Consider the following 15,954-nt stretch of genomic DNA (forward strand, 5'->3'; position numbering starts at 1 on the left):
GGAATCACCGTTCGTGCGGATTCTGACGCTCATACGGTGTGCCTGGCCGCCCACCGTCGCGGCGGAACAGCAGGGTACGCACGAGGAACAACGGGTTGCCCACAACATAGCGAATGAACAAACGCTTCGGCTCGCGCAACAGCCGGTACAGCCATTCCCCACCCAACCGCCGCAACCACTCGGGCGCCCGGTTGACCTTGCCGCCGAGAAAATCCAGGATCGCGCCGCCGCACACGATCAGGCACGGCCCCCCAGCGGCCGCCAGCCTTGCCGCCACAACCTCCTGCCTGGGCATTCCCATGCCCAGCACGATCAGCTCAGGTTGCAACTCCCTGGCCAGTTGCAGGTAGGTATCGACGCTGGCAAAGCCATCGTGGACCGACACCGGCACCACCCCGAACGTGGCTGTGCTGCGCTGCACGGCCTGGTCCAGGTAAGGCTGTCGGGTGCCCCAGAACGCAACCCGCCGCCCACGGTAGGCAGCCAGAAGCCGAGGAATGAAGTCGGTGCCATTCATGTTGAGCCCTGGCTCAAGCCCCAGCCGGCGATACAGGATCGCCAGGCCGGAACCGTCGCGCAGCAGTACGTCGGCCGCCGACAATGCCTGGTGGCAGGCGCCATCACGAACCACCAGGTTCATTGCATGGGCATTGACGAAGCCCAGCATGGTCGCGGCTTCCGGGGCGCTGAGCCTGTCCAGCAGGCGCTGCGCGGCAGTGGCATCCGGCACCACTTCGAGCTTGCCGACAAGGGTGTTCCAGCGTTCCTGCCACTGAGCCATCAGTCTTCATCCCGTTTCGAACGTACCCATTCAACCTGTCGCTTGATCAGGAACCGCAGATACAAGGGGAGCTTCCTTGCAGCGTAGAACGGCGCGTACAGCAGCACGGAGAACGGGATCAGTTCGCGACAGAAACGCGCCCAGGCCACTGCGACAGCAAGGCCGAGCAATGCCAGCGCGCAAAGGGCGATCCACGCAGGTGCCGCCAGGCCGAACAGCAGGTACGCCAGCCAGGCCACCAGGTTAAGGCCGAGCAAGGCCAGCACCAGCAACGCCAGCGGCGGCACCAGCAGGTCCAGGGTCATGGCCAGCAAGCTGCCGTTACGCTGGGTGATTGCCGCCAGCGCACGCTTGGGCGCATCGGCCAGCATCAGGCTCAGGTGCCCATGTTCCCAGCGGGTACGCTGGCTGCCCAGGCCTTGCTGGCTGGCAGGGAACCGGCTGCTGACCACGGCCTCGGGGCAGAACACTGGCGGCTTGCCCTGCTGGCACAGGTCCAGGCCCAGCTTCACATCCTCCACCAGGTGCCCGTTGGCCAGGTCGATCAAGGCCAGGTCACGCCAGCCGAATGCCATGCCGGCGCCCATCAACTGGCATGGCAGGCCCAGCCGCGCCCAACCACGCGGGCGCACCAGGTTCTTGACACGCCAGGCGAACTCGGCAACCTGCACTGTCAACCCAGCCCCTGCCGGTGCGTACATCAGGTACAGCGCCTGCACCGGGCGAGCGACTTCTCGGTAGCGCCGCGCCAGGCGCTCGATCGCCCCCTCGCCCACCTGGCAGTCGGCATCCACCACGATCACCACCTCGGGCGGCTGGTTGGCCAGGTGGCGCACGCCGAAGTCCAAGGCGTAGCCCTTGCCGCGCAACCGTGCATCGTGGCGCTCCACCACTTCGGCACCCGCCTCGCGCGCCAGTTGCGCGGTGTCGTCAGTGCAGTTGTCCGCCACCACCAGCAAGCGGTCGCCAGGCCGCAACTGCGGGGCAATGCTCGCCAGCGTGGCACCAATTATCGAAGCCTCGTCGTGAGCTGGCACCAGCACTGCCACCTGCGGACGGGCGGTGTTGCCCATCGGCTGCGCGCGTGCAGGCAGGCAGGCCATCAGCACCTGCACCAACAGCAGCAGCACCGGCAACAGGACGATGGCCGCCAGCATACCCAGTAGCCAAGCCAATACACTCATCATGCGGATGCCTTGAAATAGCTGGCCAGCCTGGCCGCCTCGGTATCGATGTCATGCCGTTGCAGGACACGCTGGCGTGCCGCCTCGCCCATGCGCTGCAGCACTTCGACAGGTTGTGCCAGGCAATCGGCCATGGCCGCTGCCAGCTCGTCCACGGCGCCGGCAGGGAACAACCAGCCGTTTTCGCCAGGCCGCACCAGCTCGGGAATGCCTGCCACATAGGTGGTCAGCACTGGCCTGCGCAAGGCCATCGCCTCCATGATCACCACCGGCAAACCCTCGGCAAAGCTGGGCAGCACCAGCGCACGCGCCGCCAGGATTTCCTCGCGCACCTGTGCGCTGCTGATCCAGCCGGTGATGCGCGCCTGCTGCTGCAAGCCATACCGTGCAATCAACGCCTCGACCTGGCCACGCATTTCACCGTCGCCGGCCAGCACCAGTTCGAAGGCGATCGACCGGGCGGCCAGTACTCGCGCGGCCTCGAGCAGCAGCAGCTGGCCTTTCTGTTCGCACAGGCGGCCGACGCACACCAGGCGCGGCGCCGTGGGCACGCCAACCGGCGCCACCTCATGGAAACTGCGCTCGAGGCCGCAATGCACTACCTTCACCTTGGCCCAGTGGTCGTGTGCCACCCAGCGAAACAACTGGCTGCGCCCGTACGAGCTGACCGCCGCGACAAATGCGGCACGCCGCACCTTCTCGCCCATGTGCAGAAACTGCGGCTTGTCGAACTCCTCCGGCCCGTGCACGGTAAAGCTGTAGGCCGGCCCGCCCAGCACATTGGCCAGCATCACCACCTCGGTGGAATTGGTGCCGAAATGTGCATGCACATGTCTTGCCTCGCCAGCCTGCAACCATTGCAGTACCTGGCAGGCCTCGGCCAGGTAGACCAGGTGGTAGGGCCAGGCGCGGTCGGCCCGCAAGCCAACGCGCATGGCCAGCTGCAGCGCCCGGAAGAACCGGCGCGGCTGTGCCCGCAGCACTTGCCAGGCCGGTGCCAGCAAACCCTTGATGCCACGCTGCAGCACATAGCGGGTCTTGGCCCGTTCGCTCGCGTCGTCGGCATCCTGCAACTCGGCGTCCCACCCGCGCAGGGCAATACGCTGCACCTCTACCCCCTGGCGCTCCAGCGCCAGGATCTCGCGGCGGATGAAACTGTGGCTGACCTTCGGGTACTGGTTTATGAAGTAAGCAATGCGCATAGAAATCCAGATCAAGACCCGCGTAGTGAACATTCAGACCTGCCGCGGCAGGGCTGGCGATTACTTCAGGCTGTCGACAACCGGCGGCCGGCGCCCCGCCGATGCCACCTTGTCAGATGCATCCCCCTGTTCCCCTTGTAGTCCAAGGTTGTGACCGCTGCCTGGCAACACGGCCTGCAAGCGGGCGAAAACATCGTCGAGCAGCACCTGGCGGCGGCGGTACATTGCCCGTTTCTTCGCCGGAATATCCTGTTCCGCCCGCTGTACCGTAGCCAGCGGAAGGGCGAAGAAGTCAGCATGGTTCGATGCAGTAGCACCGTGTTCCAGCCAGATCACATCATAATTGGCCGCCAGGTCGTGGCCTTTGTCGCTGCCAAAATACGCGTGCCGATGGTGGCGGCAGGCATCACTGACGGCATACAGGTGCGCCACGTCCAGGGTCCTGGCCAGGCACTTCAATGCCTCGAGCAACAGGCTGCGCGGGCGCAGCCCTTCGAAGTCCTTGGTCAGGTCGCGGTAGATGGCCAGTGAGGTTTCGCTGTCGATACCCTTGTGGATGCCCTGCACGGCACCAATGAACAGGCACAGTTCGCCCTGGCTGCGGCACAGGCTGAATGCCAGGGATGCCACGCGCAGGTCGCTCTGGAACAGGTTCAATACCAACTCGCCTTCGCGCTTGAACCAGATCGGTCGGTCCAAAACCAGACGACAACCCGTCGAATGGCTGGACAGCTCGCACAACGTCAGGCTTTCGTCCCGCCCCAGCAGCAACAGCGCCGGAAACTGCCCGGCCAGCACTTCGAAGTGCGAAGCCACCACCTCCAGGCGCTGCGGGGCTTCCCAGCATTTGCTGAGGTAAGGCCACTGCACGACACCGATGCAGTCCACCCCTAGCCGCTGCAAGCCTTGCTGGCCCAACGCCGCCGTCATGCGCTGCAGGAAGGCATTCAGTTCAGGCCATTGCCTGGCAATCTGCAGCGCCAACCTGTACTTGTTGTTCAGCGCCCGCAACGAGTAGCCCGGTTGCAAGGTAAACACGCTTTTGACGATCGTACCGAGCATCATGGGCCTCTCTCACTTGTACTCGATCAACGTCGACTTGCCGGCCGCGATGCGGTGGCGCAGGAACTTCAGTTGCCCGAGCATTTCCGGGAACTTGCCCAATACCAGAAACACCGCCTGTAGCCAGTTCTCCCTCACCGACTTGCCACCACGGCGGGCCAGGCGTACGGCCTGCAGCGGGTAGACCACCAGCAACAGCAGGCCCCAGCCGCCCAGCAGCAGGCAGGCCAGCACGATTGCCACGGGGATGCCCAGACCCCACAGCCAAGCCCGGCGCGATTCGCGCAACCAGTGCCGCTCGGGTGGCTGACCATGCAGGTAAGCCCCTTCGGCATAGGCGTGGCCAGCGCGCAGGCTACGCCGCCACCACTGGCTGAAACGGGTCATGCCGGCGTCGTGCAGGGTCATCTCGGCGTCCAGGCGCCAGACTTTCCAGCCCTTTGCCCGCAGGCGCACGCACAGCTCGGGCTCCTCTCCGGCAATCAGCTCGGGGCGAAAGCCGCCGACGGCGGCAAAGGCATCTGCTCGCATCAGGGCATCGCCACCACACGCCTTGGCCTCGCCAATGGGGGTGTCCCACTCCAGGTCACACAACAGGTTGTACACCGACCGCTGGGGGAAGCGCTCGCGTCGGCGGCCACACACCACGGCCACGTCGGGGTGGTCGTCGAGAAACGCCTGCGCCGCGGCCAGCCAGCCGCCATCCACCTCGCAATCGCCATCGACGAACTGCACCCGTTGCAGCGACGGCAACCGCCGTTGCAAGGCGAAAAAGCCTTCGTTGCGCGCGCGTGCGGCAGTGAACGGGGTGTCCATGTCCAGCGCCAATACCTCTACCCCCAGGCTGCGGGCCAGGTGCGGTGAACCATCGGTAGAGCCGGAGTCGACGTACATGATCTTGTCGGTACCCTGTAGCAGCGAACGCAGGCAACGCTCCAGGCGCAGGCCTTCGTTGCGGCCAATCACCACCACACCGATGCCGCTCGCCATGGGCCTCACTCGACGGGCGCCGTGGCGGCCGGTTGCCTGGCCTTGATGATGGCCGGCACCCCCACCGCCAGCGAATTGTCCGGCACATCCACCAGCACCACGGCGTTGGCACCGATGATCACGTCGTTGCCGATACGGATGCTTCCCAGCACCTTGGCCCCGGTGCCGATATCGACGTTGTTGCCGAACACTGGTGCAATCGGCTCATCGACGTTCTTCAGGCCCACCACTACCCCGTTGCGGATGCGGCAGTCATCGCCAAACCGGGCATAGCCGCTGACTACGATGCCGCCAAAATGGTCGATGACGAAGTTGCGGCCGATCACCACCTCGCACGGCAGCTCCACACCCGTGATGATCTGCACGAACTTGAACAGGACCTTGTAGATGAGCGAAAACAGTTTTCGCAGCAGTGCCGGGCGCACCCCATAGCGCCAGCGGCCGAAGCGGTACACCAGCAATACCCAGAAGCCCTGGGCGCCCCAGTCGCCACCATGGGCACGCAGGTCGGCACGTATATTCTCGAACATGGCTCCACCTACCTTGTCGGTTGGCTGGCGTACCGGGTCTTGAACAACAGAGACCAGGTCGCCCGGCAGTGACGCCAGCAGGCCTGTATTGCGCCCCGACCGCGTCGTTTCAACAGCGCCTTGAGTGCCAGTACCAGGTCGCCCAAGGTGACAAGCAGCATGTGCAGGGCAAGGCCCGCCAGCCCATGATGCTTGCGGAAGTACAGCAGCTCGCTTTCGATCTGGTATGACGAGATCTGCCGGCTGGCCGCCTCCAGTTCGGCCACCGATCTGGAGCTTTCCCCTCCGATGTGCACCACCGTGGTATGCGGGTAGAACACCACCTTCCAGCCTGCAGCCTTCACCCGCTTGCAGTGGTCGACCTCCTCGTAATAAAGAAAGTAGCGCGGGTCGAACAGGCCCACCTGGTCGAGCACTTCGCGGCGCACCAGGTAGAAGCAGCCAGGCAGCCAGTCGCACTCGCGGACCGAAGCGTGGTCCCAATCCATTTCGTCGACCATTTTCAAGCCCGGGAAGAAGCGCCCCAGCCCGGTACGCCCGACGAACACGTTGAACGGTGTGGGGAAGTAGCGGCAACTGGGCTGCAGGGCGCCGTCGCGTCCCTCCAGGCGGACCCCCAGCACACCGCACTCCGGGTGGGCTTCCATGTAGTCGAGGGTTTTCTGCAGTGAATCGGTGGCGACAAAGGCGTCGGTGTTCAGCAGCAAGGCGTACTTGCCCTTCAGGTGCGCCAGCAACTGGTTGTTGGCCCGGCCGAACCCCACGTTCTGCTTGTTGCTCAGCAGCAGCGCCTGCGGGCATACCTCGGCCATGCGCTGCAGCGAGTCATCGGCGGAGGCATTGTCCACCACCAGGTAGCTGGCCAGCCGTTCGCTGTCGGCCCGACGCAGTGCATCGAACATCGGCTGCAGCAGCCCGGCCGTGTTGAAGTTGACCACCATGACGTCCACAGGTTTGCTAGCCATTGTTGCCGTCCCCGAAGAAATACTGGCGCCTTTGCGCCATCAGCTGCGGCTCCAGTTGCGGGTCGTAGGCACCATTGCGCTGCTTGACCAGGTCGATCCATGGGTAGGCTTCGCAACGTGCCTCAACCCGCTTGATCAACGCCTCGGTGGTGCATATGAACTCTGCAGGGTTGCCACCGAACACCGTGCCCGGCGGCACATCCTTGGTCACCACGGCACCGGCGGCCACGATCGACTCAGGCCCGATGGTGACGCGAGGCATGACGATTGCACCGTGGCCGATGAAGCAGTTGTCCTTGATGTCGATGAAACCGACCGAATCCAGGTGCTTGCCGAAGCGATGTTCGATCAGCAATACCACCCCGTCATGACCGATCAGGGTGCAGTCGGACAGCCCCACACTGTTGCCGATGCGAACCAGCGAAGGGTCGAGGAACTTGCAGCCTGTATTGACATAAAAGTTGCTGCCTACCGAGTGGAAGTTGCCCCAGCGGGCAAGGTATGCCCCCCACTCAAGCCCTGACGGCTTGCAGAACCTCCTGTAGAAGGAGCTTCCTCGCCCCGTTGCATGGACATAGTGCGCCACTGCCTTGCGTATCCATCCCTTCATTCTGCCAGCCTCGCAATCAAAGCCATCTGGACTGTCCCTGAGGCGCATCCGGTCTCGTTCTTGTGGGTGCTGACCGTCGCGCACTCAACCCGTTTACAACATGCATCACCCCACGGCGTCGCTGGCCGCGCTCAGCCTGGCATCGAGGTGGTCGGCCAGGCGTACCGCAAACTGCAGCAGCGGCATGGTCGGATTGCAAGCGCCGCCCGTGGCAAAGATGCTGCTGCCGGCGACATAAAGATTTTCGGTACCGAACACCTTGCAGTTGGTATCGACAACACCAAACTGCGCCGAAGACGCCATGCGCGTGGTACCCATGTGATGGGCATGTGGCGACAACTTCAGCGGTATCGAGGTGTCGTAAACGAAGTCATTGAGCTTGATGTAGCCCAGGTCCATGGCAGCCCACTGCTTGGCCAGCTCGCTTCCGATGCACTTGATGGTGTGCCGGTCATCAGCGGTCAGGGCCCAGTTGACATTGACCTTGGCCACGCCCAGGGCGTCCTTCTCCTCCAGCAGCGAAATACGGCTGTGCAGGTTGGGAAACTGCTCGATCATGGTGCTGATGACGCCATCACCGGGGCAGTTGAACTTGGCCACGAAGGCGATCTTGCTGGCTACTCCCATGTCGCAGACCAGGTTCTCCAGAAAATGCTTCACCTCGGCAGTACGACCATAGGTTTGCACATCAGCCAGCAAGGCGGCCCTGACGTTGCCCTTGCCTGCCTTGTACTCCTCAACGAAGGCATCGGTGGTGTAGTACTCGCGCGGATCAGGGGCCAGCCCCGAGTTGAGGATGAAGGTGCCCAGGTCAATGTTCAGATGCTCCATGAAACACCCACCGACCAGCCCGTCCTTGCTCACTATCCCCGCCGCCGCCAACGACTCGCTGTTGAGCAGTTGCCGGGCATTCTCGATGGCACCTGTAGCGAGTACGAAGTTTCTTGCAACCAGGCGCTGGCGATTGCACTCGTAATCGGAAAGCACGACTGCAGCCAGGTGACCGGAGGCCTGGTCGAACTCCAGGTTCACGCAATTGCAGTTGATGAATACGTCCAGGCCCTGGGTCTGCTCCAGGGCCGTGGCGTACTTCTGCGCAAAGCGCGTTGGCGGGCTGAGCAGAAAGCGGTCCGGTTCGAAGTCACCGCCGTCGAGGCCATCATTCAACGCGTGAAAGTCCGCCCCTGGCGGCAGGTCGACGATATCCATGGCAGCAGGCAGGTAGCCTGCGATCTCCGAATAAGGAATGGGCCAGCCAGGCAAGTCGCCAATGGGGGGAACTGCGAAGTCCGAGGGGCTGAACGGCCGGCAACGGCCGGCCCAATGGTTGGATGTGCCGCCCAGGTAACGCAGGCGAGCTTCCCCGGCATACAGCTCCAGGCCAGTGGATGCACAGGCGTACAAGGCTTGCGAGTTCGCCGAGTACTCGCGCCCGCCACCTTCGGCAAGCAGGACGCTCCAGCCGGCGGCGGCCAGGCGCAGGCCCAGGGTGATACCGGCCGGGCCGGCGCCGATGATGCAGACATCGTAACTGTCGCGCAGCGCCTTCTGCTGCTGATAGTCCCTGATCATGCGTGCTCGTTCCGGAAGTAACGGGACGGTAGTACCCAGCCGTTGATCACCACGAACCCAGGCCTGCCAGCAGGTTGGCTGGTGATGGCTGGCGTAGCAGCGAACACCACACCACCTACACCCAGCAAGACACAACTCTGGAGAAACCCCCTACGACCCAATTGCGCAGTACAAAACGTAAGCTTCCCCATGATCAAATGACCTGCATCTTAGAAAGTTTCACCCGACAAGCCGAATTACACCCAGTTGAAAAAGGCTGTCAGCAGCGCCCCGCAAAGCGCCCCGACCAGTAGCATCGGCAGTACCACCAGCTCACGCCTCAGGCTGAACATATCCAGCTTGCGATTCACGTACACGATCAACACAAGGGTTGGCACGGTATGCAGGGCAACCCCCCAGATCGCCCAGTCAACGCCACCGATCGCCAGCAACAGTGGCAGCCCCCCCCACAACGAGACCAGGCGGATGATGTTATCCATGGCCTGGTACCTGGTCAGGCCCAGGGCAATCCACACCTGATGAGCCAAGGTATAGCGCAATGTGAGGAAGGACAGCGAAAGAATGGCCATCATCGGGCCAGCTTCACGGTAGCGATCGTCGTACAGCCAACCGATCAGCAACGGGCTGGCGGTCAGGAAACCGCCACAGATGAACAGCACCAGCAGGTCGACCAGCAGGCGGAAGCGGTAATACAGCGCCTTGAGGCGCTCCTTGTCATCGGCCCGTGCCGCTTCGCTGAAGGCGGGCAGCGCCACCGCGCCGAAAACCTTCATCAGCGCGGTCTGCACGGCCCCCAGGATCAACACGGCAATCGAATACACACCCAGTTGTGCCGCTGTCATGCTGGCACCAAACCACATGCGGTCACCGTACATGGCCAGCACGCCGACCATCGACGACAACAGGATCCAGCGGCCGAACACGATCAGTTCAGTCAGCGCGCTGCGGTCCCACTGCAGGCGGTTGTCATGCCCCTCCAGGGCGGTGTGACCGAGCAGGGTCCAGGCCACGGCAGACACCAGGCCGGCGATCACCAGTGCCCACACTGAATGGGTCAGGTAGCCCAGCACCAGCATCACCACCAGGCCGGCCGCCTGCGAGGCCAGGTCCACCAGCACCACGCGCTTCTGTTGGAAAGTCCGTACCGCGACATCTATCTTGGTGGACTGGAAGCCCCAGATCACCGCCGACAGCCCGGTTGCCGCCAGCACCATCGGCAACACCGGTGCGGCATAGGTGGAGTCCGCCGGCCACAGCTCGGCGAGCTGGGCGAACCAGGCCCCCAAGGCCAGCAGCAAGGTCAGGGCGAACAGCACGAAGCCGCGGATGATCTGCACGGTCCATGCAGTATTGAGAAAATCCGGGTCGTCACCGCGATGGCTCTGGATGATGTTCTGCCGCAGGCCGACATCGGACAGTAGATGCAGGAGTACCGAAACGGTGGTGGCGATGACCATCACCCCGAACATTTCCGGCAGCAGCAAGCGGGCCATGATCAGGTTGCCGCCAAGGCGCATCACCTGTGACGCCACTTGTGCAACCAGGTTCCATGACCCGGCCCTCAGGGCCCGCTTGCGCAGGCTCGCGGTGGCAGACACATCAATCGACGGCATGAGAGCAATCTCTGACTGACTGGCTAAAAGGTCACTATAGTTTCAATCAGCCACGACGCTAGCCGTTGCCCAACGATGCAAAGGTGCACATAGCCAATGCCTGAACATTTTCGTGCGTTGATCGTCATCCTTTTTCTGGCGAGCGTGGTCTTCCTGCTGGCGCGGCGGCCTGCCACCGACCTGATTCCGCTGAGCGACTTCAAGCGCCGACGCAACCTGTGGTTCCTGCTTACCCTGCTGGCCTTCTTCTCGCACAGCTTCTGGCTGTACCTGGGTGCTGGCGCCGTCATCCTGTACATCGCCGGGCGCCGCGAACACAACCCCATGGCGCTGTTCTACATGCTGCTGTTCCTGATCCCGCCGGCTTCGGTGCAGGTGCCCGGGTTTGGCGTGGTCAATTACCTGGTCGACCTCAACCATATCCGCCTGCTGGCCCTGTGCGTGCTGTTGCCGGCGGCGCTGGCCCTGCGCCGGCAAGGCGACACCCTGCGCTTCGGCCGCACCTGGCCCGACAGGTTGTTGGCGGCCGGCCTGCTGCTGATGAGCGTGCTGTACCTGCGCGAGACCACCCTGACCGACACCCTGCGCCAGACGCTGTACCTGTTTGTCGACGTGTTACTGCCGTATTACGTGGCCAGCCGTGGCCTGCGCCAGATCAGCGACTTCAAGGACACCCTGCTGGCCTTCGTGCTTGCCTCATTCGTTCTGGCCCTGATTGGCGTGGCCGAGTACGTGCGCCACTGGCTGCTGTACAGTGCCCTGGTCGACGCCATGGGCGTGCCGTGGAGCATGTCCGGCTACCTGAGCCGTGGCGGTTCGCTGCGCGCCAGCGTCACCACCGGGCAGGCGATTGCCCTGGGCTATGTGATGAGCGTGGCCATCGGCCTGTTCCTGTTCGTCCAGGGTTACGTGCGCCGCCCCCTGCAACGGGCCCTGGGCGCGCTGCTGCTGGCCGCAGGGCTGTTCGCGCCACTGTCCCGCGGCCCGTGGATCGGTGCCGTGGTCATCGTGGTGGTGTTCATCGCCCTGGGCAAAGGTGCAGTCAGGCGCCTGGCGCTGCTCGCTGCGGCCGGCATGCTGGCCCTGCCCTTGCTGACCATCGTGCCCGGTGGCGACAAGGTACTGGACATGCTGCCGTTCATCGGCAACCTCGAGAAAGAGAACATCACTTACCGCGAACGGCTGATGGACAACTCGTGGATCGTCATCCAGCGCAACCCGTTGTTCGGCTCGTTCGACTTCCGCAACACCCCGGAAATGCAATCGATGATCCAGGGTGACGGCATCATCGACATCGTCAACACCTATATAAACCTGGCACTGCGGGTCGGGCTGGTCGGGCTGGGCCTGTTCGTGGCGTTCTTCGCTGCCGTACTGCACGGTATCCGCAAGGCCATGCGCAGTTTCCCCGACAAGGACGACGAGCGACGCCAGCTCGGCCGGGCATTGCTGGCGACACTGATCGGCATCCTGGTGATCATCTTCACCGTCAGCAGCATCACCTTCATCCCGGTGGTGTACTGGACTGTCGCCGGACTGTGCGTGGCCTATGTCCAGATGGTTCGCAAGCTGCACAACAGCCAGGCCATCGCGCTGGCCGACCCCGCCCTTCAACCCAGGTGACGCCTATGAACCTGCTCCCCCTGCGCCGCTGGGGTTTTCAAACCCTGCTGCGGGTTTCGGCCATCGCCGGCCTGACCTCACTGCCGCTCACCGGCTGGGCCTCAGCGTGGCAAGTCAGTGTCGATGAACAGAACGGCCTGCCCTTGGTGACCCGCGGTGGTGGGCCAGTGATGAAAGCCAAGTTCGACTTCTGGGCGGCCAACTGGAGCTGGACCGGTTTTTCCACCACGTTCAAGGTAGTTGGCCCCGGCCACTACACGCTGCTGGGCAAGAACAAGGAACTGGACTTCGATCTGGCGGCGGATATCCGCAAGGAGCAGGCGCAAACCCTGGGCTGGGCCTTCGACCTCGAGGCCCACAGCCGCCAGGCCGGAGTAATGGGCGGTGGCATGGTGTTCGAGTTCGACCCTGGGCAAATTGCCGGGGGCATGGGTGCACCGCAGCTGCTGCCCGGCAACCGTGGCTGGTCATGGGGCAAGGCTGACCAGGGCCGACGCATCGAAATGCGCTTCGACCCGCCGCTGGCCAAGGTGTATTTCGAGCGCGGCAACCCGTCCGAACTGCGTGCGTTCATTTACAGCGACCCGATCAACGCTGGTCGGCAGCAGATCAAGGCGGTGCTGAACATCACCGGCGACATCGACCTGGGTCCCACGCCCAGCGAACGCTTCGGCCTGGCCGACCCCGCCGGTTGGCCCGACGACCAACTGGACTGGCGCACCTCGCCCGTGGACCTGTCATTCCTCAACGCCCCGGAAAAGCCTGCCGGCAAGCATGGCTTCGTCAAGGCCGTCGGCGAGCAGCTGATGTTCGAAAACAACACCCCAGTGCGCTTCTGGGGCACCAACCTGTCCGCCTATTCGCTGTTCAAGAGCCCCGACGAAGAAATCCGCCAACAGGCCAAGCGCCTGTCGGCACTGGGGTTCAACCTGGTGCGTTTGCATCACCACGACTCGCCCTGGGTCAGCCCGAACGTGTTCGGCGACGGCACCCTGGTGCGCGATACCCAGCAGCTCAGTGCCGAATCGCTGCGCAAGCTCGATTTGTGGATCAAGGCGCTCAAGGACGAGGGCATCTATATCTGGCTGGACCTGCACGTGCAGCGGGCGCTTACTGCCAATGACAATATCGATGACTTCAAGGAACTGGCCAAGGGTGAGAGCCAGGTCGACCTGAAGGGTTACGCCTATGTGAACCGAAGCATCCAACAGGCGATGAAACGCTTTGCCGAGCAGTACCTGACTCATGTGAATGAATACACCGGCCTGGCTTACAAGGACGACCCCGCCATCGCTGCCGTGCTGCTCACCAATGAGAACGACCTCACCCAGCATTACGGTAACGCCCTGATGCCGAACAAGGACGTGCCGCGCCATAGCGAGCGCTACATGGAAGCGGCAAAAGCCTTCGCCAAACAATATGACCTGCCCACCGACCTCACCTGGCGCGCCTGGGAGCATGGCCCTTCGAAGCTGTTTCTCAACGACCTGGAACAGCGCTTCAACACCGACATGATCACTCACCTGCGCGGCCTCGGCGTGAAAGTGCCGATCGCCACCACCAGTACCTGGGGCGGCAATGGCCTGAGCGCGCTGCCGGCACTGACCACAGGCGATGTCATCGATGCCCATGGCTACGGTGCCAATGGCCAATTGGAGAAGAACCCGTTGACCAGCGACGGCGTGATCGACTGGCTCGCTGCCGCCCAGGTAGTCGGCAAGCCGCTGACCGTCACCGAGTGGAACGCCGAACCCTTCCCGCTGCCCGACCGCCACTCGCTGCCGCTGTACGTGGCCGGCACCGCTGCCCACCAGGGCTGGGACGCCATGATGCAGTACGCTTACAGCCAGCAGGCCTTCAACCCTGGCTGGCGCACGGCGGATAACTGGCACGCGTACAACGACCCGGCGATGATCGCCACCCTGCCCGCTGCCGCCCTGCTCTATCGCCGTGCGGATGTGAAGCCGGCCACTACCCGATACGTGTTCGCGCCGACGCCCGCCACTCTGTACAACCAGGAGATCACTCCGCGCAACTCGCCACTGCTGCGCACGGCCATGGAAAAGGGCCAACTGCAGATCGCCCTGCCACAGACGCCGGAGTTGCCCTGGCTGAAACCCGCCGCCATCCCTGCCGGTGCGCAGGTACTGCAGGATCCGGAGCAGTCCTTGCTACCGGCCGACGCCACGGAAGCGGTCAGCGATACGGGCGAACTCAAGCGCAACTGGCAACAGGGCATCTATACCATCGATACACCGCTGACCCAGGCCGCCACCGGATGGCTGGGAGGTCGCTTGATCAGCATGGGCGCCATCCAGGTGCAAGCACGAACGCCGTACGCCAGCGTCGTGGTGCAAAGCCTGGACGGCAACCCCCTGGGCCAGTCGCGCGAACTGCTGCTGTCGCTGGGTACCCGGGCCGTGCCCAAGGCCGATGACAAGACACCGTTCAACGTAGAGCCGCTTGCCGGCACCTTGAGCATCAAGGCGCCTGCTGGCCTGAAGCTGTTCGCCCGGGATGCACAGGCCCAGTTGAAACCCTTGCCGATGGCTTACCAGGATGGACGCTACAGCATCACGTTCGACGGCAAGTACATGTCCAACTGGCTGTTCTTGAAATAGGGCATATGGCCATCTACCCTCACAACAGTCCTGTAGCTGAAAAGCGCAGCTGTACAACAGCAGAGTCCAGGAGGCATGGATGAAGTTTCTGGTTGTCGGTGGCGCAGGCTACATTGGCTCGCACATGGTCAAACACCTGCTCGGTACGGGCCATGAGGTGGTGGTGGCGGACCTCGTCTCGCCCGGCCCCGGCGTCCAGTGGGCGAAACTGGACATCGCCGACGAACCCGCCCTGGATGTGCTGTTCGGTGTTTGCCGCTTCGATGCCGTGTTCCACTTTGCCTCGTTCATCCAGGTGGGCGAGTCGGTCAGCGTGCCCGGCAAGTACTACCAGAACAATGTCGCGGCCACCCTTTCCCTCCTGCAGGCCATGGTGAATGCCGGTATCAGGCACCTGGTGTTTTCTTCCAGCGCAGCCGTCTACGGCAACCCGCAGTACGTGCCGATCGACGAAGCACATGCCAAGGGGCCGATCAACCCGTATGGGTTGAGCAAATGGATGGTCGAGCAGATTCTCGAGGACTTCGACCGGGCCTATGGCTTGAAGTCGGTATGCCTGCGTTACTTCAACGCAGCGGGCGCAGACCCGGAGGGCCAGCTGGGAGAGCGTCATGACCCGGAAACCCACCTGATCCCGCTGATCCTGCAGGCCGCTTCGGGCCGGCGTGATGCAGTAACGGTGTTTGGCCGCGACTACGACACGCCGGATGGCACCTGCATACGCGACTATGTGCATGTGGCCGACCTGGCGGCGGCTCATGCACTGGCGGTGGATTACCTGCTGGCGGGTGGCGAGCGAACCGCGTTCAACCTGGGCAACGGGCTGGGCTTTTCGGTGCAGCAGGTGATCGATACGGCCCGGACGGTGACTGGCCGGCAGATCCGCACCCTCGACGCCCCCCGCCGCCCCGGCGACCCGCCCCGGTTGGTGGCGGATGCTGGCAAGGCCATGCACATGCTGGGCTGGCGGCCGGAGTTTGCCACGCTGGAGTCGATTGTGCGGCATGCGTGGCAGTGGGAGTTGCAGTACCCCTGGGCTCGCTACCCCACAAGCTGAAAAGAGTGCGCCATACCTGTGGGAGCGGGCGCGCCCGCGAACACCGGCGCAGCCGGTGCCATCCACCGCGTCGCCTGCTTCGCGGGCATGCCCGCTCCCACAGAGACCCCACCAGCTGAAGGAATGCGCTGTACCTGTAGGAGC

13 protein-coding genes are annotated in these 15,954 nt (G+C 63.5%); 3 read left to right on the forward strand and 10 right to left on the reverse strand.

Annotated elements, in window-relative coordinates; all coding sequences use genetic code 11:
- Positions 1 to 4 precede the first annotated feature (4 nt).
- The 10 genes from CAG18_RS02870 to CAG18_RS02920 all read right to left on the reverse strand — a co-directional run bounded on the left by CAG18_RS02870 (position 5) and on the right by CAG18_RS02920 (position 10,509).
- Positions 5 to 781: a WecB/TagA/CpsF family glycosyltransferase gene (locus CAG18_RS02870; RefSeq protein ID WP_085720254.1), complete on the reverse strand. Its 777-nt coding sequence runs from the start codon at positions 779 to 781 to the stop codon at positions 5 to 7.
- The gene (locus CAG18_RS02875) at positions 781 to 1,968 is read right to left on the reverse strand and encodes a glycosyltransferase family 2 protein (protein WP_061551829.1); all 1,188 of its coding nucleotides are present in this window, start codon (positions 1,966 to 1,968) and stop codon (positions 781 to 783) included. Before CAG18_RS02875 ends, CAG18_RS02870 begins: the two co-directional genes overlap by 1 nt.
- Positions 1,965 to 3,167 (reverse strand): glycosyltransferase, encoded by a 1,203-nt coding sequence (locus CAG18_RS02880; RefSeq protein ID WP_085720257.1) that lies wholly within the window; start codon positions 3,165 to 3,167, stop codon positions 1,965 to 1,967. The genes CAG18_RS02875 and CAG18_RS02880 overlap by 4 nt, the downstream gene beginning before the upstream one ends.
- A gap of 60 nt (positions 3,168 to 3,227) precedes the next feature.
- Entirely contained in the window at positions 3,228 to 4,232 is a 1,005-nt protein-coding gene (locus CAG18_RS02885; protein ID WP_085720259.1) for a VirK/YbjX family protein, read from the reverse strand.
- A gap of 9 nt (positions 4,233 to 4,241) precedes the next feature.
- Entirely contained in the window at positions 4,242 to 5,219 is a 978-nt protein-coding gene (locus CAG18_RS02890) for a glycosyltransferase family 2 protein (RefSeq protein ID WP_085720261.1), read from the reverse strand.
- 5 nt (positions 5,220 to 5,224) lie between these two features.
- Positions 5,225 to 5,749 (reverse strand): serine O-acetyltransferase, encoded by a 525-nt coding sequence (locus CAG18_RS02895; RefSeq protein WP_013972705.1) that lies wholly within the window; start codon positions 5,747 to 5,749, stop codon positions 5,225 to 5,227.
- An 8-nt stretch (positions 5,750 to 5,757) separates the two neighbouring features.
- Complete coding sequence (locus CAG18_RS02900; protein WP_085720264.1) at positions 5,758 to 6,714, reverse strand: glycosyltransferase family 2 protein; 957 nt, start codon at positions 6,712 to 6,714, stop codon at positions 5,758 to 5,760.
- Complete coding sequence (locus CAG18_RS02905; protein WP_024087161.1) at positions 6,707 to 7,324, reverse strand: acyltransferase; 618 nt, start codon at positions 7,322 to 7,324, stop codon at positions 6,707 to 6,709. The genes CAG18_RS02900 and CAG18_RS02905 overlap by 8 nt, the downstream gene beginning before the upstream one ends.
- 105 nt (positions 7,325 to 7,429) lie before the next feature.
- Positions 7,430 to 8,896, reverse strand: coding sequence for an FAD-dependent oxidoreductase (locus CAG18_RS02910; RefSeq protein ID WP_085720266.1), 1,467 nt, complete (start codon positions 8,894 to 8,896; stop codon positions 7,430 to 7,432).
- A gap of 236 nt (positions 8,897 to 9,132) precedes the next feature.
- Positions 9,133 to 10,509 (reverse strand): oligosaccharide flippase family protein, encoded by a 1,377-nt coding sequence (locus CAG18_RS02920; protein ID WP_085720270.1) that lies wholly within the window; start codon positions 10,507 to 10,509, stop codon positions 9,133 to 9,135.
- A 96-nt stretch (positions 10,510 to 10,605) separates the two neighbouring features.
- Here CAG18_RS02920 and CAG18_RS02925 point away from each other — a divergent pair, with 96 nt between their 5' ends.
- The 3 genes from CAG18_RS02925 (at position 10,606) to galE (ending at position 15,810) form a co-directional block, all read left to right on the forward strand.
- Positions 10,606 to 12,132 carry an O-antigen ligase gene (locus CAG18_RS02925; protein ID WP_085720272.1) on the forward strand — a complete coding sequence of 509 codons (1,527 nt, stop codon included), beginning with the start codon at positions 10,606 to 10,608 and terminating at the stop codon, positions 12,130 to 12,132.
- Positions 12,133 to 12,137: 5 nt separating this feature from the next.
- Positions 12,138 to 14,753 (forward strand): cellulase family glycosylhydrolase, encoded by a 2,616-nt coding sequence (locus CAG18_RS02930; protein WP_085720274.1) that lies wholly within the window; start codon positions 12,138 to 12,140, stop codon positions 14,751 to 14,753.
- A gap of 79 nt (positions 14,754 to 14,832) precedes the next feature.
- On the forward strand, positions 14,833 to 15,810 hold the full coding sequence (gene galE / locus CAG18_RS02935) for a UDP-glucose 4-epimerase GalE (protein WP_085720276.1): 978 nt from the start codon (positions 14,833 to 14,835) through the stop codon (positions 15,808 to 15,810).
- Positions 15,811 to 15,954 lie beyond the last annotated feature (144 nt).

Source organism: Pseudomonas sp. B22(2017), from assembly GCF_002113105.1.
Lineage (GTDB): Bacteria > Pseudomonadota > Gammaproteobacteria > Pseudomonadales > Pseudomonadaceae > Aquipseudomonas > Aquipseudomonas asiatica.